We start from the raw sequence: 25040 nt of genomic DNA, 5'->3' as shown, positions 1-25040 counted from the left end.
ATGCTTCGCCTGATTTAATTGATGATAAAACGCACTGGAAAGGACATGTCCACAATCAACAAATCATTAACAACCAGTTCATCATTCGCAGAGAAAATTGCGATATCAGAAGAATATCCAGTCCCAGACGGCCCGTGCGACCGACACCACCGCATCACGCACGCTACGAATCACCGTTTTCAATGGCGCAGGCAGGAATGACGATGACTCAGCCGTATCGAAAACACGGCCCACAGCGTCACCGAAACTGTCACGGGCCTGCGACTTTACCGGCTCTGTGCAGAGTCTCCCTTGCAGTTGTGTCACCACCGGGCTGGCGGCGCGGTCAGGCAGACAACACATCATGTTTGCCACCATATCCTCAATGCCCCATCCAGTCCTGGCGGACACCACACAGACCGGATGATGCGGTTTAAACATTGCCATAATTGCAGCCTGCTTCGCTTTAAGATTTCCCAGTTGGTGCGGTGAAGGCTTGCTGGTGAGAGTATCCCATTCATGACAGGGTTCGATTTTGTCAGCCTGGTTAATCACAAACAGTACCTTTTGCCTGTAAGGTTGCATCACACCGTGCCAGAACTGCTCGTCCACGGTTAGTGCCCGATCATCGGCCTTAATGACCCACAGCACCAGGTCCAGCTCCGGCAGCATACGACAGTACAGAGCACGGTATTCTTGATCCCGTAGTCCGTTTTCACCTACCCCCGGTAAATCGACAATCACCAGACTGTGACGACCGCTGCGCAATCGGAAGCGCAGTACGTCGCGAGTACAGGCGTTCACGTCACTCACCGGGGACACCTCGCCCCGGAAAAGTTCGTTGCAGAGAGAGGATTTACCAGCACCACTTTTGCCCATGATGCCAATCACCGGCTCGTAATGGGTCAGGTTCTGGATACGTTCAAGAATAAGCTGGCGAAGCATGCGCGGAAGCGACGCGAGCGGTTGTTCAAAGGCCTGAAGGCCGTCAGGTTTATTCATACAGTAGTCTCAGCGTGAAAAATAAAAAACCCGCTTTCCAGTCAGGAAGGCAGGGATTCACGGAGATAATATCTATCTGAAATTATTTGGAATTTTAGATTAACACGTAAAGGAAATTGTGCAGCGCAGAACTAAAAGATGTCTGCTGAGTGCCAATAACGGACGTTGTTAAGCTCATGCAGTATGGATTCACGAAGAACATACGTTATTTTTTGTCCTGATTGACTCGGAATGAAAGCTCCTGATGGCTCTCTTTTCGCTCGCTGTAACGATCTGCAAGATAACCGGTTTGTCCCTTAAGCAGCACTGTGATTTTAAACAGCGCCTCGGCTACATCGACGGAACTAAATGTTTCTCGACTATTCTCTAAGGCAACTTGCGGCCTATACAAAAAAGAGCCGGGTTATACCCGGCTTTTTTTAGCTGATTTCAAAATCTTTTAATTCCCCACCTTCAGCAATCAGATTTGAGATCCGCTTCGGCATTCGCCCCTGACCTGACCATGTTTTTGACTCTCCAGTTTCGTCAGTATATCGATACTTCGCCGGGCGGGGGGAGCGCGTCCTTTTAGACTTACCCGGAGAGCCAATAGCAGCCATAAGTTCGGAGGGGTCGATACCCTCATCAAGCATCATCTGACGAAGTGTTTCCAGTTTATCGCGGCGCTGACTTTCATTTGCAAGACGTAATGTCTCTTCTTCTCGTCGTTCTATAAGAATAATTTTAAACTTTTCCAGAATATCTTCCAGCACATCTAATGACATTTCACGAGTCTGAGAGCGTAAGGTACGGATATTGTTTAACTGTGTAAGAGCATCTGACATAAAGAGACCTTTAAAAATTTTTTCGTTGTTCAGCAAATACCAATATCGACGGTTGCTCATCAACCCGATTTCTCTTACTGAGCATTTTAATCCGATTGGTACATATTGTTATTAACGAGGTTTAGACTACTGATATAAATCTCTTATCGCAAGACAAAATCAAGAAGAATGTGCAAGAACTAAATTCTAACCCCTACGAAATGTCCATGCATTTTTAAAGGTACTTAAAACGATGATGCCAGGAGTCATCCGAAGAGCCTTTTTATACCCTCATAACTTATTGCTTCAGTCATACCTGATGAGTTTTAAATCAGGAGAGACATTTAGTGAATTAGCGCCGCCGCTTAGTAAGTTTTTTCACAAATGGCAAGATGGCACACAGGGGATAGACACCTGTATTTTTTTCAAATGTAAAAAAAAAGCCTGCTGTTAGCAGGCCATAAATTTTTTTAACTCATTTTTTGTTCGATTCTGATAAATAGGGTAAGCATGCAATTAAACGTGAATCAGAGAGCATAACAAAAATGCTATAAATATTTCCTGGCCGCATCAAATATCTCCTGTGACGTTAACTCCCTGTCAGTAGCCACGTAAACAATGCCATGATCGCCAGTTAAGGAAGGAAAACCTGCAGACATAATCCGAAGATGTGTATCTTCACCGTTTGGATATTCCTGCCTGATAGAGGATATACCTTCCAGAACGGTCATGACTTTACAGGATTCAGCATTAAAGAAAACAAGGACTTTAATCATATTCTATTACCCTGTTCTCTTGTGGGTGTTAACTGGCAGATGCCATTAAGGTCAAAGCCATTACGCACTTCTTATTTAACTTGCGGTTAGCTTGTGCTTTTAAAATTTTTATGCATTAGTCCTGCACTTCATAACATCGGTCAGCGCACTCATAATTGTGAAAAGTATGCTAATCAGATATTAAGAATAAACGATTTTCCACTGATTTAAGTTATGGGTCTGTCTACTCAGGGATAATCCTTCATCGTTATCGCAAACCCACATTGATTTATTTATCGCAAAGTATTACGTTTGCAGCAGCAGGACCTTTGTCTCCGATCTGAATGGCGAATTCAACTTTCTGTCCTTCAAATAAAGTTTTAAAGTTGTCGACATTAAGCTTAGGAAAATGGACAACGATATCTTTGCTGCCATCAAGAGGAGAGATGAAGCCAAAACCTTTGTCTTCGTTAAACCATTTTACCAGGCCTGTAATTCTATAGGTCATACTGACTCCAGTTATGCATCATTGTATTGATAGTAAACGTATGGACTCAAAAAGAGGGGATATCAACGATAGCGCCTGGTAATGAGAACTGCCCGGAAAATATCTAACTTTCATTAGTGCATCGAACTGATGGGATTCATTAAGGCACAAGGAATCGTTATAAGAAAATTATATTTTAGCCGTCCAGAGGTCCTGTTGGGAAAATAAAAATGGCTGAATGCCATTTTCAATGTATAGTCTTTACGAGTTTTTAATAAGGAATTGACTTGTCCCATAAAATGACAGGAATTGTCAAAAGCTTTGACATTCTTAGTGGTAAAGGCCTCATCATCCCATCTGATGGAAGAAAAGACGTTCTGCTTCACATTTCATCCGTTAACTCCCGCGAATCAGAATTACTCATCCGTGGAAGGCGCATAGAATTTTGCCGGATAAACGGTCTCAGGGGGCCTGTGGCTGCGAACATTTATCTTTCCTGATTTTCAGTGTGTCAAAATAGATAGATTAAAACTTAACCACATGTGGTACGGTGAAGCTCATTCATTGAAAGGTTAATGGTTATGTCTGTTATCAATTACGCAATGAAATTCTTCAGCAGTGCGTCTACTGCCACAGCTGCCTGTCCTGTTTGTGGCTTAAAATCAGTACAACCGTTGTCAAAAATCCGGCTCAACCAGACCATGCTTTGCCCCGGATGTAAGGCTCTGTTTATCTCCCGACGCTAGCTCGACCAAAACCGCAGAACAGAGCTCATGTCCTATACTTATGTTAGATTCCGGCAGCTGTTAAATCCCTGATGCCTGACGCCCATCCTGAGAGAACGTTTCTGAACTGATTTCGCAACTGCTCCTGCGCGCTAACGTCGCATCAGAGCAATGCTATGAAAATGATCCCCAGAGCGTGGTTTAACCGCTCCCGTATACTGATGAATGCTGCCGAAAACATAACGTTTTCGGCGAACGATCCTGCCGGTGAAAGCTCGCCGCGGTCAGAACTCTTTTCGACCGTCCAGATGGAACGCTACGGCCAGAAGCTGGCGCGGACTCATAAAGTATCACCGGATAAGCATCCTTATTATCTTCTGAAACGGCTTGGCGACAATGAGGCCGTCATTACCCAAAACTGCTATGAGCTTAACGCGGGTAAAAAGACTAGTATCATGCCCGCTGGTGAATGGCTGCTGGACAATTATTATCTGATTGAGGAACAAATCCGCACTGTCCGCCAGCATCTGCCGAAAAGCTTTGGCAAAGGTCTTCCGTCGCTGGTATCGCCGCTGAATTGCCCACGAATTTATCATATTGCATCAGAGGCTATTGCTCACGGCGATGGCCGCTGGGATGCCGCCAGCCTGACCAGCTATCTCACTGCCTATCAACAGGTGACGCCGCTGACGCTGGGTGAAGTCTGGGCGTTACCGGGAATGCTGCGCCTGGCGCTGATTGAAAATCTTCGTCGTATCAGTATGGAAGTGATAAAAGCGCAGCAAGACAGAAACCTTGCCGATACGTGGATAACAAGGATTGTCGAATGCGCAGAGAGTGCGCCTGGTGATTTAATCATGGTGGTTGCCGATATGGCGCGCTCCCGGCCTCCGTTAACCAGTGCGTTTGTCGCAGAGCTGGTGCGGCGCCTGCAGGGGCATGGCAACGCGCTGTCGTTACCTCTGACCTGGGTTGATCAGTGCCTTCGGGAACAGGGGATCACCACTGACGTTCTCATACATAGTTTCAATCAGCAGCTTGCCGCCAGCCAGCTGTCCGTAAGTAACAGCATTGCGGGCCTGCGATTATTGAGTGAAACGGACTGGGCTGATTTCGCCGAAACGATAAGCGTTGTCGAACAGACATTACGCAATGATCCTGCCGGCATCTATCCCCGGATGCACTTCAATACCCGGGATCATTACCGGCACGTAGTGGAGGTTCTGGCCAGAGACAGCGGTCTCAGCGAGCCTGAGGTTGCAGAGAAAGTGCTGGCGTTTTCAGAGGAAAAAGCGCCCGATACACCGGAACATCATGTTGGTTATTATCTTGCGGGCGAAGGTCGACAGGCGCTGGATATTCATCTCCTGGCAGACGCCTCAAGGCTCCTACGCTTGCGGCACAGTTTCAACAGAATAACCCTGCTGTCATGGATTGGAAGCCTGACGCTGCTGACAACCGCAGCGACCGCAGCAATATTGCACGAAACCGCCATGCAGGGCACAGACTGGCTGTTGATCGCGGTGATATTGCCTCTGATTATCGCTTTGACTCAGTTAATGAGCGATTTACTCAGTGATGCAACCACCCGTTTTCGCGTTCCTCGACCCTTGCCGGGGATGGATTTTTCAGCCGGGATTCCCGCTGACAGTGCCACCATGTTAGTCATTCCCTGCATGTTGACCAGCCACGAAAGTTTCAGCCAGCTCCTCACCAGTCTTGAAGTCTGCTGGTTAGGGAATGAAAACGAAAATCTCAGGTTCGCGCTGCTCACTGATTTTGCTGATTCTGAAAATGAACCCTCGCCGGAAAGTCACGCGCTGCTCAGACAGGCTATCGCCGATACGCAGGCGCTTAATCGCCGCTACCCCTCCGGCCGACCACGTTTTTATCTGTTACATCGCCAGCCTGAATGGAACCCCTCGGAAGGAGCGTGGATGGGCTATGAACGCAAGCGGGGAAAACTGGCGTTACTGAACAGCTGGTTGCGCCATCCCGGAACGCAATTCGTCAGCGTTGCAGAGATGCCTGCCCACCTTTTACCGGGTCACATAAAATACGTCATTACCCTGGACAGCGATACGGTGCTCCCGCGCGATACGGCACACAAACTCGTCGCGACGATGGCGCATCCGCTGAATACGCCTGAGTATGATCCGGTACGCCAGAGGGTTGTCAAAGGATTCGGTATTTTACAGCCCGGTCTTGCGGAGGAGATACCACGCAACGGTCAGGGGCGTTACGCAGCCCTGCGCAGCAGCGTACCGGGCAATAACCCTTATTCGATGATGTCTTCGGATATCTATCAGGATCTCTTTGGGGAAGGCTCGTTTGTGGGCAAAGGGATTTACGATGTTGATATTTTTATGCAGGCCACTACCAACATCTGCCCAGAAAATCTGGTACTCAGCCACGATCTGCTTGAAGGATGCTATGCACGTTCGGGTCTGCTGAGCGAGGTATTACTGTACGAACAGTATCCTAATAATTATCTGTCGGATGTTGCACGACGTTCACGCTGGATCCGGGGTGACTGGCAACTACTTAACTGGCTGAAACCACGCGTCAGAAAAGCCGATGGAACCCGGGGCAGGAATCCGCTGACCGCGCTTTCTTACTGGAAATTACTCGATAATCTACGTCGCAGTCTGGTCGCCCCCTCCTTACTGGTATTGCTGTTCTTCACTCTGCTTTGGGTACCCAATCCGGTTTACTGGCTGGGCATACTGTTGCTGATATGGCTGTTGCCAACCATCCTCTGCATTAGCCACGACCTTCTGCATAAACCTCTGCGTCGCCGCGTGAAGCCGCATCTGTTACTGGTGGGGGCGGGCGCGCTAAAGCGTCTGTCAGGTATCAGCCTTAATTTTGCGATACTGCCGCACGAAGCCGGATATTCGCTGAAAGCGATCGCCGTGACGCTATGGCGACTGGGGATAAACAGGCGTCACCTCAGCCAGTGGGTCAGCCACAGCCAGGACAGCAGTCAGGCCAGACCCACTGTTGCACGTTTTTATCAGGCGATGTGGCTGAACGTTGCCGGTGGCGTGGCGCTGACAATACTGACCGGACAATTTGCCCCACAGCTGCTGGGGATTGCGTTACCGATCGGTTTGGTATGGTGTGTGGCACCACTGCTGATGAGCTGGCTGAGTCGCCAGCCCGTGCGTAAGGTTTTTTCGCCTAACCAGGAACAAAAACAGCTGTTACGCCAGACAAGCCGTGAAATCTGGGCTTTTTTTGAAACATTTGCCACAGCAAAAGAGAACTGGCTTCCGCCTGATAATTATCAGGAAATACCACAACCGACGGTGGCACACCGAACTTCTCCTACCAATATTGGTCTTTCACTTATGGCTAACCTGACGGCATGGGACTTTGGCTACCTGCCTGGCGGAGAGGTGCTCCGGCGCGTGTCGCTCACGCTCGACACGATGGATAAAATGGAGCACTACCGGGGCCATCTCTACAACTGGTATGACACCCGTACGCTGGTCCCCCTAAGTCCACGCTATATCTCCAGCGTCGACAGCGGCAATATGGCCGGGCATTTATTGACCCTGCGTGCAGGTCTGTCCGCCATGCGTCATCAGCCTGTTTTAAGCAACCAACAGATACTGGCAGGACTGAACGATACGCTGGATATTCTGGAAAAACAGTGGGGTAAGAACCCACCTGACAGCCTGAGACTGCTGCGCAAGCATTGCCTGAACGCGGTGTCGCTCTCTCCGCAGGCGCTTTTCAGCGAACTGAAAAGCATGCGCACCCAGTGCAACCATCTGACCAGCGCATGTCATCAGGGATCTCCTCTTCAGATGCGCTGGGCTGGACATCTGGAGCATCAACTGGTTCAGCTTTGCCATGAGTGGTCTCTGTTGCTTGGCTGGTTGCCTGCATCCTGGAATGAACAGACGCTGCCGACGCTGAGCGAGCTTGCCCGTCCGACATTAACCGGTACAGGAATGGCTCCGGCGTCAGTGGCGGAGCAGGCCCGAATGCGACTCAATATTATCACCGAGCTGGAACAGCGGCTGGATGAGCATGCCCGGATGGATTTCGCCTTTCTGTACAGTGAAGCAACCAGTCTGCTCAGCGTCGGTTATAACTGTGACACCAATATGCCTGACAAGAGCCACTACGATCTCCTGCCGTCTGAAATCCGCCTGACCAGTTTTCTTGCCATTGCGACTAATCAGCTGCCTCTTAAAAGCTGGTACGCGCTGGGTCGATTGTTTACCACGATTGATAATGAAACTGCCCTGATGTCATGGAGCGGATCCATGTTTGAATATCTGATGCCGAATCTAGTGATGCCCACCTGGCCCGGCAGCTTGCTCGATGAAATGAGTCAGTCGGCGGTTATGCGCCAGATTCACTGGGGGAAAGAACGCGGGGTACCATGGGGTGTTTCAGAGTCTGGCTATCATGCTTTTGATGTTCAGCATAATTATCAGTATCAGGCATTTGGCGTACCGGGGCTCGGTCTGCGCAGGGGACTTGCCGATGACATGGTTGTTGCTCCTTACGCCACGCTGCTGGCCCTGATGGTTTCCCCACAGAGAGCCTGTGAGAACCTGTTCAGGCTGCAAAAAAATGGTGCACGCGGAGAATACGGTTTTTATGAAGCGCTGGACTATACCCCCTCACGTCTTGCAACCGGTCAGCTCTATGCGGTGGTACAGTCCTGGATGGCGCATCACCAGGGTATGGCATTTCAGGCGCTGGCTCATGTGCTGCTTGACGCCCCCATGACTGAACGCTTTATGTCCAGCACGGTATTCCGGTCAGCGAGTCTGCTGTTACAGGAGCGCGTGCCGGATGCGGTCGATCTGTACAGTCCGCGCCGTCATTTTGAATCTCATGAGGGCAGGGTCAAACCCGTCCGCTATGAACCCCGTATTTTCTATAGCGTGGATACTCCCGCCCCGGATATTCAACTGCTGTCCAACGGCCATTATCATCTGATGTTGACTGCGGGGGGCGGTGGTTACAGTCGCTGGAAGGATATTGCACTAACGCGCTGGCGCAGTGATACCACCCGTGATAACTGGGGAGCATTCTGCTACATCCGCGATACCCAGACGGGAGATGTGTGGAGCAATACCTGGCAACCGACAGGCTACACCAGCGGACAAGACGAGGAAGTGTTGTTCACCGATGCGGGGGCAGAATTCAGATGCAGCTTCGGGGGACTCAGCGTCAAAACTCAGGTGGTGATCTCTCCGGAGGATGATGTTGAATTGCGACGGCTCACACTGATTCATCGTGGTCGCAAGCCTCGCTCTCTGGAGCTGACAACCTATGCTGAAGTGGTACTGGCACCTGATGCCAGCGATCTGGCACACCCGGCATTCAGCAATTTGTTTATTCAGACTGAGCTGGCTCCTGAGCGTGACGCTATTCTTTGCCACCGGCGCCCGCGCTCACCGGATGAACCGGGCCCTTGCCTGTTTCACATGATGGTGGTGCATGGCGATAACCGACATAACGTGTCGTTTGAAACGGACAGGGCAAGGTTTATTGGACGTGGCAGAAACCCTGAGAATGCCCAGGCAATAGAGACGGGAGGGATGCTAAGCAACACGTCGGGCTCGGTGCTGGATCCGATACTGGCAATTCGCAACGCCATCATTCTGCAGCCGGGGCAGCCGGTTACGATTGATATCATTTATGGCATCAGCGAGACCCGTCAGCAGAGCCTGGCGTTGCTGGAGAAATATCGCGATTACCCTATCGCCGATCGCGTCTTTGAACTGGCCTGGTCTCACAGTCTGGTGGTATTGCGCCAGATGAACGCCAGTGAAGATGATGCCACGTTGTTCAATTGTCTCGCCAGCGCTGTGCTTTACCCTGTCCAGGAGCTGCGCGCCGAAGGACAGGCGATCGGCCGCAACCGGCGTGGCCAGTCCGGACTGTGGGGCTGGGCAATTTCAGGGGATCTGCCGATAGTGCTGCTGAGTATAACCAGCGAGGAAAGTATCACCTCAGTGACCACACTGATTCAGGCACATCGTTACTGGAGACAGAAAGGGTTGAATGTTGATTTGGTTATCCTGAATAACAGCCCCGGCGGCTACCAGCAGGGATTACAAAATCAGATTATGGAGTTAATTTATGCCGGGTCTGAAGCCAGTCTGCTGGATAAAAAGGGCGGGCTTTTTGTCCGCAACGGTGAGCATCTCTCCGCTGAGGATAAGTTGCTTTTGATGAGCGTGGCCTGTCTTTATCTTGATGACCGCGCAGGGGGTATTATTGAGCAGCTTAACCAGCGTATTCATACCCTGAAATCGCCGGCAAGGGCATTCATTCCGCGTGCTGTGCGCGAGCGTAATCAACATACGGACTGGAGCCCTGATACCAGTCAGTTATGCCATTTCAATGGGTACGGTGGATTTTCTCAGGATGGGCGGGAGTATCAGATCGTCCTTCGGGAAAATGCGCTTACACCGGCTCCCTGGTCGAACATACTGGCAAATTCCCGTTTTGGCAGCGTGATCTCAGAGGCAGGGCAGGCCTATACCTGGTATGAGAATGCCCATGAATACCGGTTGACGCCGTGGGAGAACGATCCGGTGAGCGATCGCAGCGGCGAGGCATTTTACCTGCGCGATGAAGAGAGCGGGGAGTGCTGGTCGCCGACGGCTTTACCTGTTCGCGGACACGGTGATTACCTGACCCGCCATGGTTTTGGCTACAGCGTTTTTGCCCATCGTGAGAGTGGTATAGACAGCGAGTTGACGGTCCTGGTTGCTGAAGAAGATCCGGTTAAACTGGTGCTCCTGACGCTCAGTAACTCTTCGGGACGGACACGTCAACTTTCCGTCACAGGCTATGTAGAGTGGACGCTCGGAGAAACACGAACGCGCTCAGCCCCTCACATTGTGACACATGTGGCCAGAACGCCCGCCGGCTGCGGGGTGCTTGCGAATAACTTTTATGGTGATAATGGTGGCGGCCGAACTGCATTTTTTGCCGTCAGCGGTAATGACTGTTCTCTGACAGGGGACCGCCGGGAGTTTATTGGCCGTAATGGTTCCCTTCACGCCCCTTCGGCCATGAAACTGCAAAAGCTTTCTGGTAAGACGGGGGCCGGTCTGGATCCCTGCGGAGCGGTGCAATCGGCGGTTACATTAATTGACGGGGACCAGAGGACGTTTATTTTTATCCTCGGCGCAGAGGAGAATGATGTTTGTGCTCAGGAGACGCTGGCCCGCTACATGAACGAGGATACGGTCCGCCAGGAGCTGAACCGGATTCATAATCACTGGCACAATGTGCTCGATAAAATCGTAGTTAACACCCCCGACACGTCCGTAAATTTACTGGTTAATGGCTGGCTGTTGTATCAGACGGTCGCCTGCCGTCTTATGGCCCGGAGTGGCTACTATCAGTCTGGCGGTGCATTTGGTTTTCGCGATCAGCTGCAGGATACGCTGGCTCTGAGCCACGCTGCTCCGAACCGGATGCGTGAACAGATAATACTCTGTGCATCACGGCAGTTTATCGAGGGAGATGTGCAGCACTGGTGGCACCCGCCACACGGCAACGGTGTGCGTACCCGCTGTTCCGATGACTATCTTTGGCTGCCGCTTGCTGTTTGCCACTATGTTGAAACGACGGGGGATATGGATGCACTGGAAATACGCATTCCTTATCTGGAGGGACGCTCGCTTCAGCCTGGTGAAGAGTCTGTCTATGACACGCCGGTCATCAGCGGCACCGAAGAGACACTCTGGTTACACTGCGTCAAAGCTATTCACTATGGACTTCGCTTCGGGGAGCATGGCCTGCCGCTGATGGGGGCTGGTGACTGGAATGACGGGATGAACCGGGTGGGTATCGAAGGCAAAGGTGAAAGCGTCTGGCTGGGCTTCTTCCTGTACGACATTTTGCAGCGGTTTGCAGCGCTGGCGGAGCGCAGGCTGGATGAAAGCGTCGCCGCGATGTGCCGTTCACAGGCTCTGCGCCTGCAAAGTAATCTCGAAGCCCACGCCTGGGATGGGGAATGGTACCGCCGCGGGTATTTTGACGATGGTACTCCCCTGGGATCGAAAACCTCACAGGACTGCCGGATTGATGCGATTGCGCAGAGCTGGTCTGTATTGTCCGGCGCCGCGAGCCCGGGACGGTGCGCAAAGGCCATGCAGGCGCTGGATAAGCACCTTGTGGATAACGAAGGAGGGCTGATCAAACTGTTAACGCCTCCTTTCGACGGACACGGTCCAAATCCGGGCTACATACAGGGGTACCTGCCCGGCGTGCGGGAAAACGGAGGGCAGTATACGCATGGCGCCATCTGGGCAGTGATGGCCTTTGCCCGAATGGGGAATGCCGAACGCGCCTGGCAACTCTGGTCAATGCTCAGCCCTATAAATCATACCCTGAATGCGGACTCTGTCGGGATTTATAAAGCTGAGCCTTATGTCATGAGTGCTGATGTCTACAGCGTCGCTCCCCATATCGGACGTGCAGGGTGGAGCTGGTATACCGGTTCCGCAGGCTGGGCCTGGCGTTTACTTACCGAGGAATTACTGGGGATAAAACGTTCCGGCACTGACTTTAGTGTTCATGCCAGGTTACCGGATGAGTGGTCGTCTTTTTCTATGGCATATCAATATGGTGAAAGCCATTATCAGATTAGTGTTTCACGCGGCGATGCAGAATATTGCGTGACGCTGGATGGTGTTCTCCTCCCTGATGACAGAATACCGCTGAAGGATGATGGACAAAACCACACGGTTGAGATCATTCAGAACTGACACTGATCCCGGAGGTGCGTTAACGTCTGCGGTTAATGCGCTGATTATCCCTGAGAACATTAATCGCAGTCTGCATGGCGATTTTGTCATCCCGCCTTTTTTGTTTGTCCTGCATGACCTGAAGGTATTCCAGCAAGGTGCGGGTATTAATCGGTCGGCCCTGTTTACCCACAGCCAGCACGGCTTCGCCAAGAATAATTTTCACAGGCGGTAGTTGTGCCGGATACCAGTCAAGGGTGTCTTCTGATTTCATCTTAAATTTCTCACGGAAGGGTAGTATACCATAAATGAGACGTTCAATTTTCAATATCTGATATCCTGATTCAGACACAACTTAACATAACTCATGCCAGCTATTTTTATATTAAAGCGTATAATAACTACTATATTCCTCAGAGAATTATTTATGTCTTATACAAATGGGCTCAGGTATTTTAAAGAAAGACCGGTTCATGTTGCCTGCCCGGTATGCGCGCACAGAGCCGATCAGAAAGCAGGTAAACTAAGAAAAGATGCGGTTCTTGAGTGCCCTGCCTGCGGACTGTTGTTCAGACCTTCAGAATGCTGGTGTATCGGCGGCTGATCAGCTTCTGCCACTTAACGTCAGTGATGTCGGAAAATGACAACGTTCCTCCTGTACTGCAGTTGTCGAGGGTATGATAATGAAATCTAAAAAATCTGTTTTTATTGAAGGACATATCCTGTCAAGCAGCTGTCACGGGCAGGCCGGTCAACCTTTCTGTATTCACCGGGTCAGGTTTAGTAATGGTAAATATGCGATTATCCGGGTGGCATCCGGGATATGTTTCAAACCAGGCGAAATTATTCAACGAAACGATTGTGAGTGGTTTTATAAACTTACCAAAATTCGCCTTCTTTCTTTTGAGTACCTTGATGATGATGAATCAAGAAGACAATTTCTTGAGTATCAATGATAAAATCATGGATTTATAATAGAATAACTTTGCTGGCTTACAATTCATTCCTGACTCTTTAAATTCTTTACCAGTCATTGCAAAATTATTTTTTCTGAATTTAGATGAATTTAAATTGCCTCAAACAAAATGTATCGCCAAAGACGAATTGCCTCATTGTTTTCCTTTTGCGTTATAACCTTCATTAGCATTAAGGAAATTTATGGCACAGACTTTTACTCATAATTTACTTCATCCTCGCCACTGGCTTACCTGGTCTGGTTTGGGTCTGCTGTGGCTTCTCGTTCAACTTCCTTACCCGGTTTTACATATTCTGGGTTCTGGCCTTGGAAAAATATCCAGACCCTTTCTGAAACGTCGGGAAGGAATTACGATTAGAAATATCGAACTGTGCTTTCCCGAGATGACACCGTTTGCCCGGAGTCAGATGGTCAATAAAAACTTTGTTTCTCTCGGGCTGGGACTGATGGAAACAGGAATGGCTTGGTTCTGGAGCGATGCGAGAGTCAAAAAATGGTTTGATGTCGAAGGGCTTGAAAACCTGACCGGTGCGACAAGAGGAGTAATGGTTGTCGGGATTCATTTTATGTCCCTTGAGTTGTGTGGAAGAGTAATGGGGTTATGCCATCCTATGATGGCAACGTATCGCCCACACAATGATCCATTAATGGAATGGGTACAGACAAAAGGGCGTATGCGTTCAAATAAGGCTATGATTAATCGACGTAATTTATCAGGTTTTGTTCATGCGCTAAAAGCAGGTGAAGCCGTTTGGTTTGCACCAGACCAGGATTATGGGTCTAAAGGAAGCGTTTTTGCACCTTTTTTCTCGGTAAAAAAAGCAGCCACGACGAACGGAACGTATGCTCTGTCAAAACTAGCTGGTGCACACTTGATCACACTTAGCATGATTCGACGTAGCGATAAAAAAGGTTATCACATGTATATCAGCAATCCGTTGTCAGGCTATCCAGGGGAAGACAAGGTCGCCGCAGCAGCTTATATGAACAAGATCATCGAGCGTGAAATTCTCCGTGCCCCTGAGCAATACCTGTGGATGCATCGCAGGTTCAAAACGCGTCCTGAAGGCGAAGTCTCTTTATACAAATGAACCACTCTGCTTGTCATGAGCCAGAATCTATCTTTCTTGCCACTGCGTATTTGTAAAAAATTCGATAAGGAATTTCCGATCGGATTCATGTTAACGATGGCTTAACTGACAACCAAGGTTAATCAATTGAACCGGTTCGGATTTGAAAGTCCGTTTTTCGCTCATTGCGGACCTTCAGATCAGCTAGCCTGCACGCTTCGAGCCAGAATTAATCGTTCTAATTTTCATACCTCAGCTATGTACTCTGTACGTAACGGGACAAGAGGGAGTAGTTAGAGAACCCTAGTCGATTCAGATTCATAACAGCACTGAGAAATCAGACGAAGAAACCACTGAGATCACAACGCTATTTAGCAGATCGCCGATAAGATTTCGCCGCTTGCCAGGCATGTTTCATCTTCTCAATAAACTCCAGCTTCTCTTCAGGTTGGACGTTCCACACATCTATAGCCGCAATAATCATGTCATAACGCATAGACGTATTATAAGGGCGAAGATAACCCGCTATTCGTCCTTTTCCTTTGAGATAGTCCCAGAGATAAACTAACTGAGTTTCATCATCACGTGACATCCAGTCAAAATCTGTCAGAAAAAAATCATATTGCTCAAGCCAGCGCTCATGCAGTTTTTTGAAATAAGAGATCTTATCTCCAAGTGAGCATGGAGCTTCATCAATGTATCTCATCACACCATTGATGAGTTCACGCTCAGTTACCGGGGAGGGGTTGTACAGAGCGGTACAAGCTCCCGCGTTCAGATAAAATCGGGAGAAAACGCGTTTCGGTTTTTTCGAAGCAGTGGCCTGTGGATTTGTTATCAGATCCCAATCAATATCATCCAAATCGATATTCAAATTAGAGAAATCAAAATTGGTGAAGATATTATCGTCCATTAAAAGAGAATTAAAACCACCTGAACAACCGGCGTCATTCCCCAACCCACCAAGTGTCAACCCTGCAGGTAATACTGGATATTCAAAAATATAATGGTGAGCAAACCACGATGCTCTTGGTGTACCTTTGAAACAATCAAAATAATCTTTATCAATCAGTTGCAGGTCGGCCCATTCTTTAAGTGTTTTCCGCGCAGCTTTGATTCTGTCCTGATCGCCAGAAAAATGCCGTTCAAGTATCTGAGAGATCAAATGTCGAAACTGATCCGGCGTATCATAAGTACTGCACAGTAACGAGTGATCAGTATTTAAAAACCCATCAAGCGTTTTTAAGTACATTATCTCGTAGCGGATCATATCGTAATGCAACATCGTCTCATCCCTCTGATTCTGGCTTCCGAAAAGAGATTAACATGGACATCTTTTTGGTAGATGGAGGCGAGTCACAGACCTGAAGAATGACTGATTTTTAACTGATATCCTGCTGATTTTATTGTGATAACACTCTGACATTTTACTGCGTTATTCCTGTGGTTTTTACTCTATGAATCCCCTCTGTTCACCTCATTAGAATCGCTCAACAGCAGATATGAACATTTGGGTTTTTAGTATAATTAAAGGGGACTCCCTGTTTCTATACCACCCTGTTCATAGCACCTTCTCCAACAAGCAACCCTGCCTGTATTCCCCTGGATACACGGTTCCCTTTATCTGCCGTATCCCCACTTCTCTTAAAAATTACATCTCATCCCAATCCTTTGTACTCCACCTGACAAAGGATAAATCAATGCACACACCCTACCCTTTTAATTCCAGATACACGATGAACTGGTTTCTACTTTCTCTACTCAATGACCACCTGAATCAGCTACTGAACCGATACTCCCGAATACAGGCACTCAGACTCGACCTGTTCTATCAGAAAGGTACAGAGCGCTATAAACGTCATTCATGGAACGAAACAGAGCGAGAAGTTCGTGTACTGATTGAGCGCACCCTGCAACACACAAATCTGGCTGGGAATTTCTGGGTACTCGAGAACTCTGTAGACCACGGCTGCCATGCCCATATCGTGTTCTATCTCGACAGGCACCTTAACCAGGCTACCTACCCAATAGCTGAGAGAGTCGGAACAATATGGCGGGAAATAACGCAACGAGAAGGCTATTACAACCGCTGCGAATACAAGTCCACTTATGACGTCAGTATTGATAAGCCAGTGAACTACGATGATACCGAAGCCATCGATAACCTGCGCTACATTATCAGCTATCTCGCCAAAGAAGAGCAAAAACACGGTCACTATCACTACGGAGCCAGTGAGGTACCGCCGCCGAGCGGACTGGGGCGTCCTCGCACGTTGTAACCTACATTCTGCACTTTTTTACGTATCAACCCATTGATGTGGAAGGGCTGGTGGTAACGAGCGATCAACCACCAGCTCAGGGTAATCCCACAATGGAAGACAGCACCATGACAGAACAAATTTCTTTGCTCGATGACCAACTGGTGGATATGCGGTTCATCACGAAGCTAACGGGACTTACGGACAAGTGGTTCTACAAGCTCATTTCATTGGGTGAGTTCCCAAAGCCCATTAAGCTGGGCAGAAGCTCCCGCTGGCTTCAGAGCGAAGTGGAAGCCTGGCTACAGCAACGCATCGCGCAGTCCCGTCAGTAATCTATCGAACGCAATCACATCTCCCACCTGATTTAACTTCATCAGTCGTATGACCTGCACTGATGCTCTTCTTGGGACGGCTTAGCCCTGCGCGTCATCCGCCAAAGAACCAATATTATGACGATTTACGCCAAATCTTTTATCGCGCTTGATGGTAATAAGCGTCTCACGGGCGCGGTCAATGCACAGCTTCATCCTTACGACCGCTACACCTGCCATCTCTGCGGCAGTGCGCTGGTATTCCACCCTGAATGGAGTACTAACCTCCCATGGTTTGAACACACATGGGAAGACCTGACGGAGAACGGACGCCACCATTGTCCGTATGTACTCCCTAAGCCTAAGGAAGCCAGGCGGGTGCGCATGCTGTGTCGCTATGTGCCGGATGTCTTACCGCTGGTGCGCAAGGCGGAATGGCATTGTTCTGGCTGCAATAGCCACTACAACGGTGAACGGTTTTGCCTGAGTTGCCGTACCGGTGAGCACAGTACCGAACATTGCACCGAATGAGCCTACGTTATCTGCCGCTTGCTATCTGGACATCATTACAGGATTGACACCATGCAATTTCGCACCATTCGTACCGGCCTTGACCACAAGGGCGAAGTCACTTACATCCGGGACCTGTCTCCGCGTTCAAGGGGGCCCTAGTACTGCCGCTCCTGCAACAATCCCCTGCGTCTGCACTGGACGCATGATAGCGGCGGTTATTTCGAACATGACATGGAAGATGCTGACGAACGCAATTTAATGCGTTGTGAATACCGGGTTATTTCTCAGGACAAACCGATATCAGCCTTTGAGCAGGCAGTTAATGCAATGCTGGAACGTGATGATTCAGCCTCCGCTGAGCCCTCAAAAAAATATTATTTCTGCGTACTATGCCAGTATGAATATTATGGTTTTCGATGCTGTCCGGCGTGCAAGCAGCACATCTACAGCACGGAAGTGAAAGATATCGATATGCTAACTGTGCCTGTGACATTTGCGAAATAAAACAGGCTATTCAGTGATAAGTGTGGGTTTACCCCCAAAGAAAAATTCTGTCCTCACAACGAGGCCTGTTCGAAGGCCTCCGGGCTGACGCCGATGAGATGACTTAGGCGCCGGGATCGATTATAGAAGACTTAAATATAATCGAAGATATCGGTCCGGGCCAGATCTTGGGTATTATAGATACGTTTTCTGATCCGTTCTTTTTTCAGCGAACTGAGGAACGATTCAGCCAAAGCATTATTCTTGTAGCTGCCACGCCGGCTCATGCTCGGTGCCAGATTATTGGCTCGACAGACCCATTGCCTAGTGTCGCAGCAGTACTGGCTGCCCTGGACGCCCTTCTAAGAGTGAAGTCATTATTTGGGTACTGTTGATCTTCCGATTTTGATTTAGCAGCAGCGTTTAGACTTCACACGAAATATAGTGCTTATGGCAACGCAGTGCTTCCATTTTAGAATAACCTTCTGCTACCCGCTTTGCCACATATTCCTGTGTTCTCGCGTCTTTCCGTAATCTACCCTTCGCGATAATATACAGGACACTATTGGCTGCGCGAACACCACCACGATTAAGTCGGTTCCGGTTTGTTTTTCCGGAAGTTAACTTTTTCAGCTATGACAGAGCTCCTGTGAGAAAACAGAATTGAATCTCCTGACAGATAACCCGTACAGGTCAGTAAAGAGACAAGCCGTCAGGCCTTTGTTGAGTCACGTACACCAGTGAGGAAATGCCATTTACGCAAGTCTGTTCGATATTAATAAAGGTTCACTGGCGGAATATGCCGCTGCGCTGGAAAGTGCTGCTGCATTAAAACCTAAGTCATTAAGTTTTACCGACGCGGCAAACAGCATTTCATTACTATAACGCTCACCGCAGCACGTCATCAATGCATTTCGGATATCAATATTTATGATCACAAGACTTTTCATAACAATGATTCATTATTATAAAAATGAACACGATGCGGCAGGATTAAAAATGGCTCCGAATGGGAGCCGTTGATGTTTTTAGCCCTTCATCGCCGCATAGCGCTTGCGGTACTCCCCCGGCGGAATGCCGTTGTGTTTGCGGAACACCTTCGTGAAGTAGACCGGGTCGCTATAGCCGACCGACAGCGCTACTTTATTCAGCGGCAGCGTGGTGGTCTGCAGTAGCCACTTTGCCCGACTCACCCGCTGCATCTCGCGCCAGGCGTAGATGGTCTGCCCTAACTCATTCTTAAACAGGTGCGCCAGTCTGGAAGGCGACAGGAAAACCATCGCTGCCAGCGTCTCAATTTTCATCTCCTGGGCAATATTTTCGTTCAGGTAATCACAGATGGCGTTGATGCGCGGGTCGTGGGCATGGCGGTTGCTGATCGGCTGTAGCTGGAAGCAGCTCAAAATGAGCCTCTCAAGCGCGTTCATCGCCAGCGCTTCGGCGAGCGGGGCGGTATCATTGTGGTGATGGATAACCTCATAAAAAAGATCGCGTAGCGCCTGCTGCTGGGGATCGTTGACCGTGGTTTTGCCAATACTATGGGTAGTGTGGTCCCACTTCAGCCAGTCGACCCAGTAAGGACGTGGAATAAAGTAGATCCACAGGTGGTCCCAATGTTCGCTGTGCTCATCGCGCCCGTAGTGGTGTGGCACGCCAGGCGGAAACAGCAGCAGTTCGTTTTCGCCAAACAGCAGCGCCCCTTCTCCCGCCTTCGCGCGCGCCTGGCCGCGCAGGGTCAGGTTGATGATATAACCCTTCATCCCCTGCGGGCGGTTGATGTAGTAGTCGAGCTTTGAACCGCGAGTAATAGGCGTAAAGCCAGCGACGACCCAGGCGTTGAAGGTGAAGGTTTTTATCAATGGTGAGAAGTGCAAAAACGCTTTGATATCTAACTCCATAACTCCTCCGCCCGTTGCCGTTAACTTTCAATGATACTAAATTCCCAGCCTTTGAGACGCAATGGCTCGCCGAGCGTCACCGTTCTACCGCTTAACAGCTCGGTGCCGCTGGTTTCGGCGAGCATCTCTTGACTATCGCCGCTGTAGTTAAACAGGAAGTGAATGCGTTTGCCGTCGCGGTTACGCAGGGTCCTAGTAATTAACGGATAGCGGTAGGCTGACGAGCGCGAACGGAGTTCCAGCCCGTCGGTCAGGGTGTCAAACAGCTGGCTAATCAGCGCCTTGTGCGGCAGGAAGCCAACGTACAGCGCCCGGCCTTTGCCGTAGTCCGCTTCGGTCGCCGCCGCATACTCGCTCCAGGCCGGATGCTGATAGCGCAGCAGCATGCGGGTACCCGGCGCAGGCGTTAACAGCTCCATCCACAGCTCGGCGGCGTTGTGTTCGCGGCAGTCCAGGGTCGAAGTACAGGCGGCAACGGTCACGTCCTCCGGCAGGGTGAACTGACTGTAGGTGACGCCACATGCACTGTGCAGAATACCCGGCTGCACGCTGCTGCGCACCTTCACATTTTCATCGCTGAAGCCTGACTTAAAGCCAATCAGCGCCCGTCCTCCTTGCTCAACGTAGCGGTTAATCCGCGTGAGCAGACCATCATCGGCGGCGTACAGGCCGGGTACGATTAGTGTTTTATAGCGCGACGTCACCTCGGTGACGTCGTTGATGATATCCAGTGCGATATTGTGGTCATACAGCGCGTCGTGGAAGCGGCGGAAAATATCGTTATAGACGTTGCCCTGCGCGTCGCCGGGGCGGAACTGATTGAGCGCATCCATGGCTTCATTGTTAATCAGCAGCGCCACGTCGTTTTCCGCGCGCAGCCCCGCTAGCTGAGGCGATAGTCGGGCGAAATCAGCGCCGATGGTGGTCGCTTCCTGCCAGGTCGCGTTGCGGGAAAAGTCATGGCTCAGCAGCCCCTTCCAGTAGGTTTCAAATGAATTGTGGATAGAGTGCCAGTGCCAGTACGAGACCATCGCCGCGCCCGACGCCACGTGGCTAAAGGCCTGGAGCCGCAACTGGCAGGGGAATGGCGTCCACTGGGCAAAGCCTTGCGCCTGGGTTTCCAGCACGAAGTAGTTATTGCCGCCTTTTAGCCCGCGGGTAATGGCGCCGCCGAAGGCAATTTCTCGTCCGGTTAAATGCTTCTGGCTGGGGTGATAAATATCGACCCCAGCAATATCCAGCGCTTTGGCCGCAGCAAAGTGGTCCACGCGCGGCTGGACGCCAAACGAATAGCCGCGCCATTCGAAATCAAAGTTGTGGGTGACGAACTGGTGCGGTTGCGCGTACTCGCGCACGATCTCTGCCTGCCACGCCAGATACTCAGTGACCTGCTGGCGCTGATAGCGCGAGAACGCGCAGGCGAGGCTGGCATTGATGGTGTTTTCTACCGGCGGGAAGTCATCCCAGCTGTCGATGCGGTTGCTCCAGTAGTCGAGGCCGAAGTCGCGGTTCAACCGATCGAGGCTGGGATATTTTTCCTGCAAGCTGCGCACAAAGCCTTCCTGCATATAGCGCCCGACGTTGTCGTAGTGCTTGGTTTCGTTATCCAACTGCCAGCCGATAATCGCCGGATGATTCTGCACATGGGCCATCAATGTGCGGAGAATGTTCTCTGCATAGCGGCGAAAAGTGGGGTTCACGATGTCCATAATCTGCCGCGGGCCGTACTTTTGCTGGCCTTCGGCTGTGGTCACCAGAATGTCAGGGTGCTTCGCCACCAGCCATGCCGGTACCGCGTAGGTCGGCGTACCGATAATCACCGCGATCCCCGCCTGGTGCATGGCGTTCAGCACGCGGTCGATGTGGTAGAAATGATATTCGCCTTCCTGCGGCTCCAGCGTACTCCAGGTAGATTCTGCGATGCGCACCACGTTGATGCCTGTCTCTCGCATCAACGCGATGTCCTGCGCAAGGCGATCCTCCGGCATATATTCGTCGTAATAAGCGACACCGTAATATAAATCAGACATGCGGTTACCTCGTGTCATTAGTGTGTGGTTGCGGTCTGCAGGGCGAAAAATCGCGCCTTATCCAATGTGATAAAGGAGAGCAGGGTGAAGCACAGGGCGATGCCGCCCAGCACGATGTAACTGCTGGTGAAACCCATGCTCTGATACATATGGCCAATCCCGGTGGAGAGGAAAATAGAGCTAAAGCTCTTGGCGAACTGGAAGCCAATCAGATAAACGGTGGCGGAAAGCAGCGGATTGAAGTTGGCGGCGATATATTTCAGCGCGGCCACCAGCAGCACCGAACTCTCGAAGCCGTGCAGCAGTTTGATCAGGCTGATGGAAACCGGGCCAATCGCCCAGGCCGAGCCGATGATGCGCAGGCTCATGATCATGCCGCAGTACAGCAGGGCGTTTTTCGGACCGATTTTATTGACGAACCACGGGGCGAAGAACATGACTACCGCATCGAGGAAGATCTGCCCGGTGGTCAGATAGCCGAAGACTTCCGCGCCGCGCGCTTTGCTCTCAAAGAAGTGGCTGTAGTAGATGGCAAACTGCTGGTCGTAGGTTTCATAGACCGCGCCGACGCCGATCGTATAGATGGCGAAAAACCAGAACTTTTTCAGCTTCAGCAGCGCCACCGCGTCGTGAAAGGTGACGGGGGTGGTTTTCATTTGCTGTTGACCGGCTGTGCCGGAGGTATCCACCTTGGTTTTCCAGACTATCAGCAGCAGGCAGGCGCCAGCGGCGCTGGCCAGCCAGAAAATCATGTTCTGATCGATACCGTAGAGCTTGCCGGCGGCAAAAGTGCCGATGGCTGCTCCAATACCGCCAAACATGCGCGCGCGGCCAAACTCGAAGCCGGAGGCGCGGCTGACTTTATCAATATAGGCTTCACAGATACCGCAGCCCGCGCCGTAGGCCATCCCGATATACACCCCGCCCGCCAGCGCGCCGAGAATAACGTTGTACTTCAGCAGCGGGGCGAAAACGTAGATCCACCAAGGGGCAAACAGCGTGATGATGATGGCCAGCATCCACATCAGGTGTTTACGGTAGACCAGCTTGTCGGAGATAAAACCGAACAGCGGCTGCACGCAAACCGCGATGATGGCGGTAAACGAATAAACCAGACCAACGTCGGTATAGCTGATACCGATGGTTTCGGTCAGCCACAGCGACAGATAGGGGTAGCAGCAGCCCCAGCCGATAAAGAAAAACAGGAAGAACAAGCAGCTCATAGAGTAATTTTTATTCATGATACCCTCGTTTTCTCACACAGGAATCTTGTTGCAGAGACACGAGAAACGTTACCGTTTCGCATTACGAGGAGTCATAAATGTTTCGCTATCAACCAGTAATAATCTGCTGCGGCGAGACGAGCGTGAACTGCTTCACATTATGCGAGGATACACGGACTCAATACTCCAACACGCGCCAATTCTTCTTGAAGGCCCTTCTTCAATAGCAACGTTGTGAGTTCTGAGGTGGGTAAGCAGTTCTGCCATTGGTAACCGGACGATAAAGCATAAGTCCAAAGATCTGGGCACTGGCAGATGTGCCTTTGGCTCGATTTCCCTGCCATATTCATGGATGTTGATTTTCTGCTGCCCAAATTTAAGTGCCGTTCTGTCTGCACCGAACAGAATCACTTCCATACCAAGCACGTCGCGATAGAACTCGACACAAGCCTGCCGAGCGCGGGTAGTCAGAACATGATGGTCAAGATGAGAAATCATGATGATAAGCCCATTCATTTATTGAAGACTGTCTGGGTATCCTAGGTGTGCAGAAAAATGCATCTTTACTACCGAATGTGATATGTACCGAAAAATATATCCAGCTAATCAAGAAATTTTAGAACCACATGCTCATTCATACTTTACCCTAAGTTTCATCACTGCCTTTAGCTTATGTCACAGGCAATGTAATTCACCTGAAGCTCATCTTGAATCTGTCCTTCTGTTAAGCCATTACCCTACTGGCACAACCGACCTCAGGATGAGCTTCTTACTTTTAACGATGTGTCAGAACTATCTTGCGCCGGGCGAACAGTGTTGATATTCAATGTAATACCCTGATTCTGACTCGAGCAAAATTTCAGGTGGTGATGTACTCTTCCATCACCCTCTGCAATGCATCCAGTACGTCTAATCAATTAATTAGAGCTGCGCAAGTATCGCCTCTATGCTCGCTTTTGCATCACCAAACAGCATAGTGGTATTTTCTCTAAAGAACAGGGGGTTCTGTACGCCTGCGTAGCCAGTATTCATCGAACGTTTGAACACCACCACCTGCTGTGCTTTCCACACTTCCAGTACCGGCATACCTGCGATGGGGCTTCCGGGATCTTCCTGTGCAGCAGGGTTAACGGTGTCGTTGGCGCCGATGACCAGCACCACGTCGGTATCACTGAAGTCGTCATTAATCTCCTCCATCTCCAGCACTATATCGTAGGAGACTTGTGCTTCCGCCAGCAGCATGTTCATATGTCCCGGTAAACGCCCGGCTACTGGATGGATACCGAATCGTACCTTTACGCCTAGCGCAATCAGCCGACTGGTCAATTCCTGTAAGCGGGGCTGACAAAATACACTCGCGTAGGCCCTTACACACCATTTCAATCCTGCAGGAAGCAAACCTAATGGGAATTCAGTTTAGACTTGCCCATGCCTCAGACGTGGAAGCTATTTTCGACGTCAGAACCTCGGTGACCGAGAATCATCTCAGCCGTAAAGAGATGCAGCAGATGGGGATCACCGAGGCCACGATAGCCGCTATGATAGCGCAAGGCCCCTGCGCCTGGGTGGCGGTTGATAACGGGAAAATCGTTGGGTTTTCAATGATTTTAACGGATGAAGGCTGTCTGTTTTCCGCATGTGTAGTTCCTGATTATGAGAATAAGGGGATAGGACGTGGGCTGGTCAGCGCCGCGGAAACAGAGCTGTTTAAACATCATCAAATTGCCTAGCGCTAAAAACAGCCGTGCGGTGCAGTTTTACAGGCACCTCGGCTGGGGTAATGAAA

General features: G+C 50.2%; 22 protein-coding genes and 4 pseudogenes. 12 read left to right on the top strand and 14 right to left on the bottom strand.

The window, feature by feature from the left end; all coding sequences use genetic code 11:
- Positions 1-105: 105 nt before the first annotated feature.
- The 5 genes and pseudogenes from BH714_RS17340 to BH714_RS17325 all read right to left on the bottom strand — a co-directional run bounded on the left by BH714_RS17340 (position 106) and on the right by BH714_RS17325 (position 3047).
- Positions 106-981 carry a GTPase family protein gene (locus tag BH714_RS17340; protein WP_032681774.1) on the bottom strand — a complete coding sequence of 292 codons (876 nt, stop codon included), beginning with the start codon at positions 979-981 and terminating at the stop codon, positions 106-108.
- Positions 982-1186: 205 nt separating this feature from the next.
- Positions 1187-1348, bottom strand: a pseudogene (locus tag BH714_RS23825) (arsenical resistance protein ArsH); the annotation flags it as partial.
- 52 nt (positions 1349-1400) lie between these two features.
- On the bottom strand, positions 1401-1805 hold the full coding sequence (locus BH714_RS17335; protein ID WP_024195748.1) for an H-NS family histone-like protein: 405 nt from the start codon (positions 1803-1805) through the stop codon (positions 1401-1403).
- 527 nt (positions 1806-2332) lie between these two features.
- The gene (locus tag BH714_RS17330) at positions 2333-2560 is read right to left on the bottom strand and encodes a hypothetical protein (RefSeq protein ID WP_032681776.1); all 228 of its coding nucleotides are present in this window, start codon (positions 2558-2560) and stop codon (positions 2333-2335) included.
- A gap of 268 nt (positions 2561-2828) precedes the next feature.
- Entirely contained in the window at positions 2829-3047 is a 219-nt protein-coding gene (locus BH714_RS17325) for a cold shock domain-containing protein (protein ID WP_032681777.1), read from the bottom strand.
- A gap of 266 nt (positions 3048-3313) precedes the next feature.
- On the opposite strand from BH714_RS17325, the gene cspF reads away from it, so the two are divergent.
- From cspF to BH714_RS17320, 3 genes are all read left to right on the top strand, one after another.
- A complete protein-coding gene (cspF, locus tag BH714_RS23820; RefSeq protein ID WP_071993114.1) occupies positions 3314-3526 on the top strand; it encodes a cold shock-like protein CspF in 213 nt (70 codons plus the stop codon).
- 75 nt (positions 3527-3601) lie between these two features.
- Positions 3602-3772 carry a YnfU family zinc-binding protein gene (locus BH714_RS24370; protein ID WP_305955329.1) on the top strand — a complete coding sequence of 57 codons (171 nt, stop codon included), beginning with the start codon at positions 3602-3604 and terminating at the stop codon, positions 3770-3772.
- 155 nt (positions 3773-3927) lie between these two features.
- The gene (locus BH714_RS17320) at positions 3928-12510 is read left to right on the top strand and encodes a GH36-type glycosyl hydrolase domain-containing protein (protein ID WP_032681779.1); all 8583 of its coding nucleotides are present in this window, start codon (positions 3928-3930) and stop codon (positions 12508-12510) included.
- Between the two features lie 19 nt (positions 12511-12529).
- On the opposite strand, the gene BH714_RS17315 is transcribed toward BH714_RS17320, so the two are convergent.
- Entirely contained in the window at positions 12530-12763 is a 234-nt protein-coding gene (locus BH714_RS17315) for a hypothetical protein (RefSeq protein WP_040019073.1), read from the bottom strand.
- Between the two features lie 93 nt (positions 12764-12856).
- On the opposite strand from BH714_RS17315, the gene BH714_RS24520 reads away from it, so the two are divergent.
- From BH714_RS24520 to lpxP, 3 genes are all read left to right on the top strand, one after another.
- Entirely contained in the window at positions 12857-13093 is a 237-nt protein-coding gene (locus BH714_RS24520) for a YnfU family zinc-binding protein (protein WP_216858821.1), read from the top strand.
- A gap of 79 nt (positions 13094-13172) precedes the next feature.
- Entirely contained in the window at positions 13173-13445 is a 273-nt protein-coding gene (locus BH714_RS24235; RefSeq protein WP_176399547.1) for a hypothetical protein, read from the top strand.
- A 202-nt stretch (positions 13446-13647) separates the two neighbouring features.
- Positions 13648-14556 carry a kdo(2)-lipid IV(A) palmitoleoyltransferase gene (gene lpxP / locus BH714_RS17305; RefSeq protein ID WP_016239703.1) on the top strand — a complete coding sequence of 303 codons (909 nt, stop codon included), beginning with the start codon at positions 13648-13650 and terminating at the stop codon, positions 14554-14556.
- A gap of 346 nt (positions 14557-14902) precedes the next feature.
- Here lpxP and BH714_RS17300 read toward each other — a convergent pair whose 3' ends face one another.
- Positions 14903-15820: a hypothetical protein gene (locus BH714_RS17300; protein ID WP_032681782.1), complete on the bottom strand. Its 918-nt coding sequence runs from the start codon at positions 15818-15820 to the stop codon at positions 14903-14905.
- Between the two features lie 415 nt (positions 15821-16235).
- On the opposite strand from BH714_RS17300, the gene BH714_RS17295 reads away from it, so the two are divergent.
- The 5 genes and pseudogenes from BH714_RS17295 to BH714_RS24575 all read left to right on the top strand — a co-directional run bounded on the left by BH714_RS17295 (position 16236) and on the right by BH714_RS24575 (position 18124).
- Positions 16236-16814, top strand: coding sequence for a YagK/YfjJ domain-containing protein (locus BH714_RS17295; RefSeq protein WP_040018517.1), 579 nt, complete (start codon positions 16236-16238; stop codon positions 16812-16814).
- A gap of 107 nt (positions 16815-16921) precedes the next feature.
- Complete coding sequence (locus BH714_RS17290) at positions 16922-17128, top strand: helix-turn-helix transcriptional regulator (protein WP_032682063.1); 207 nt, start codon at positions 16922-16924, stop codon at positions 17126-17128.
- Positions 17129-17245: 117 nt separating this feature from the next.
- Entirely contained in the window at positions 17246-17638 is a 393-nt protein-coding gene (locus BH714_RS23815; protein WP_072040327.1) for a putative zinc ribbon protein, read from the top strand.
- A 153-nt stretch (positions 17639-17791) separates the two neighbouring features.
- Positions 17792-17932 (top strand): annotated as a pseudogene (locus BH714_RS24580) (DUF7828 domain-containing protein); the annotation flags it as partial.
- Between the two features lie 15 nt (positions 17933-17947).
- Entirely contained in the window at positions 17948-18124 is a 177-nt protein-coding gene (locus tag BH714_RS24575) for a putative zinc ribbon protein (RefSeq protein ID WP_436968435.1), read from the top strand.
- A 53-nt stretch (positions 18125-18177) separates the two neighbouring features.
- Here the strand turns inward: BH714_RS24575 and BH714_RS23810 are convergent.
- From BH714_RS23810 to BH714_RS17260, 7 genes and pseudogenes are all read right to left on the bottom strand, one after another.
- Positions 18178-18456 (bottom strand): annotated as a pseudogene (locus tag BH714_RS23810) (IS3 family transposase); the annotation flags it as partial.
- Positions 18457-18526: 70 nt separating this feature from the next.
- Positions 18527-18727, bottom strand: a pseudogene (locus tag BH714_RS23805) (IS110 family transposase); the annotation flags it as partial.
- Between the two features lie 131 nt (positions 18728-18858).
- Positions 18859-19053, bottom strand: coding sequence for a hypothetical protein (locus tag BH714_RS24115; RefSeq protein WP_140418745.1), 195 nt, complete (start codon positions 19051-19053; stop codon positions 18859-18861).
- A gap of 78 nt (positions 19054-19131) precedes the next feature.
- Positions 19132-20001 carry an arabinose operon transcriptional regulator AraC gene (araC, locus tag BH714_RS17280; RefSeq protein ID WP_040018515.1) on the bottom strand — a complete coding sequence of 290 codons (870 nt, stop codon included), beginning with the start codon at positions 19999-20001 and terminating at the stop codon, positions 19132-19134.
- 20 nt (positions 20002-20021) lie between these two features.
- Positions 20022-22031: a beta-galactosidase gene (locus BH714_RS17275; RefSeq protein WP_032681789.1), complete on the bottom strand. Its 2010-nt coding sequence runs from the start codon at positions 22029-22031 to the stop codon at positions 20022-20024.
- A 17-nt stretch (positions 22032-22048) separates the two neighbouring features.
- Positions 22049-23272: an oligosaccharide MFS transporter gene (locus BH714_RS17270; protein ID WP_032681790.1), complete on the bottom strand. Its 1224-nt coding sequence runs from the start codon at positions 23270-23272 to the stop codon at positions 22049-22051.
- Positions 23273-24175: 903 nt separating this feature from the next.
- Positions 24176-24652, bottom strand: coding sequence for an NAD(P)(+) transhydrogenase (Re/Si-specific) subunit beta (locus BH714_RS17260; RefSeq protein WP_254915525.1), 477 nt, complete (start codon positions 24650-24652; stop codon positions 24176-24178).
- A gap of 5 nt (positions 24653-24657) precedes the next feature.
- Between BH714_RS17260 and BH714_RS17255 the strand changes: the two genes are divergently transcribed.
- Complete coding sequence (locus tag BH714_RS17255; RefSeq protein WP_226862755.1) at positions 24658-24984, top strand: GNAT family N-acetyltransferase; 327 nt, start codon at positions 24658-24660, stop codon at positions 24982-24984.
- Positions 24985-25040 lie beyond the last annotated feature (56 nt).

Origin of the sequence: Enterobacter ludwigii, assembly GCF_001750725.1 — a bacterium.
GTDB lineage: Bacteria > Pseudomonadota > Gammaproteobacteria > Enterobacterales > Enterobacteriaceae > Enterobacter > Enterobacter ludwigii.
This window is presented reverse-complemented; position numbering and strand designations above follow the sequence as displayed.

Excerpts from the sequence above, each read along its gene's own strand:
- BH714_RS17340 (WP_032681774.1), bottom strand. The coding sequence starts at position 981 with ATGAATAAACCTGACGGCCTTCAGGCCTTTGAACAACCGCTCGCGTCG.
- BH714_RS17335 (WP_024195748.1), bottom strand. The coding sequence starts at position 1,805 with ATGTCAGATGCTCTTACACAGTTAAACAATATCCGTACCTTACGCTCT.
- BH714_RS17330 (WP_032681776.1), bottom strand. The coding sequence starts at position 2,560 with ATGATTAAAGTCCTTGTTTTCTTTAATGCTGAATCCTGTAAAGTCATG.
- BH714_RS17325 (WP_032681777.1), bottom strand. The coding sequence starts at position 3,047 with ATGACCTATAGAATTACAGGCCTGGTAAAATGGTTTAACGAAGACAAA.
- BH714_RS24370 (WP_305955329.1), top strand. The coding sequence starts at position 3,602 with ATGGTTATGTCTGTTATCAATTACGCAATGAAATTCTTCAGCAGTGCG.
- BH714_RS17320 (WP_032681779.1), top strand. The coding sequence starts at position 3,928 with ATGAAAATGATCCCCAGAGCGTGGTTTAACCGCTCCCGTATACTGATG.
- BH714_RS17315 (WP_040019073.1), bottom strand. The coding sequence starts at position 12,763 with ATGAAATCAGAAGACACCCTTGACTGGTATCCGGCACAACTACCGCCT.
- BH714_RS24520 (WP_216858821.1), top strand. The coding sequence starts at position 12,857 with ATGCCAGCTATTTTTATATTAAAGCGTATAATAACTACTATATTCCTC.
- BH714_RS24235 (WP_176399547.1), top strand. The coding sequence starts at position 13,173 with ATGAAATCTAAAAAATCTGTTTTTATTGAAGGACATATCCTGTCAAGC.
- lpxP (WP_016239703.1), top strand. The coding sequence starts at position 13,648 with ATGGCACAGACTTTTACTCATAATTTACTTCATCCTCGCCACTGGCTT.
- BH714_RS17300 (WP_032681782.1), bottom strand. The coding sequence starts at position 15,820 with ATGTTGCATTACGATATGATCCGCTACGAGATAATGTACTTAAAAACG.
- BH714_RS17295 (WP_040018517.1), top strand. The coding sequence starts at position 16,236 with ATGCACACACCCTACCCTTTTAATTCCAGATACACGATGAACTGGTTT.
- BH714_RS17290 (WP_032682063.1), top strand. The coding sequence starts at position 16,922 with ATGACAGAACAAATTTCTTTGCTCGATGACCAACTGGTGGATATGCGG.
- BH714_RS23815 (WP_072040327.1), top strand. The coding sequence starts at position 17,246 with ATGACGATTTACGCCAAATCTTTTATCGCGCTTGATGGTAATAAGCGT.
- BH714_RS24575 (WP_436968435.1), top strand. The coding sequence starts at position 17,948 with ATGCTGGAACGTGATGATTCAGCCTCCGCTGAGCCCTCAAAAAAATAT.
- BH714_RS24115 (WP_140418745.1), bottom strand. The coding sequence starts at position 19,053 with ATGAAAAGTCTTGTGATCATAAATATTGATATCCGAAATGCATTGATG.
- araC (WP_040018515.1), bottom strand. The coding sequence starts at position 20,001 with ATGGAGTTAGATATCAAAGCGTTTTTGCACTTCTCACCATTGATAAAA.
- BH714_RS17275 (WP_032681789.1), bottom strand. The coding sequence starts at position 22,031 with ATGTCTGATTTATATTACGGTGTCGCTTATTACGACGAATATATGCCG.
- BH714_RS17270 (WP_032681790.1), bottom strand. The coding sequence starts at position 23,272 with ATGAATAAAAATTACTCTATGAGCTGCTTGTTCTTCCTGTTTTTCTTT.
- BH714_RS17255 (WP_226862755.1), top strand. The coding sequence starts at position 24,658 with ATGGGAATTCAGTTTAGACTTGCCCATGCCTCAGACGTGGAAGCTATT.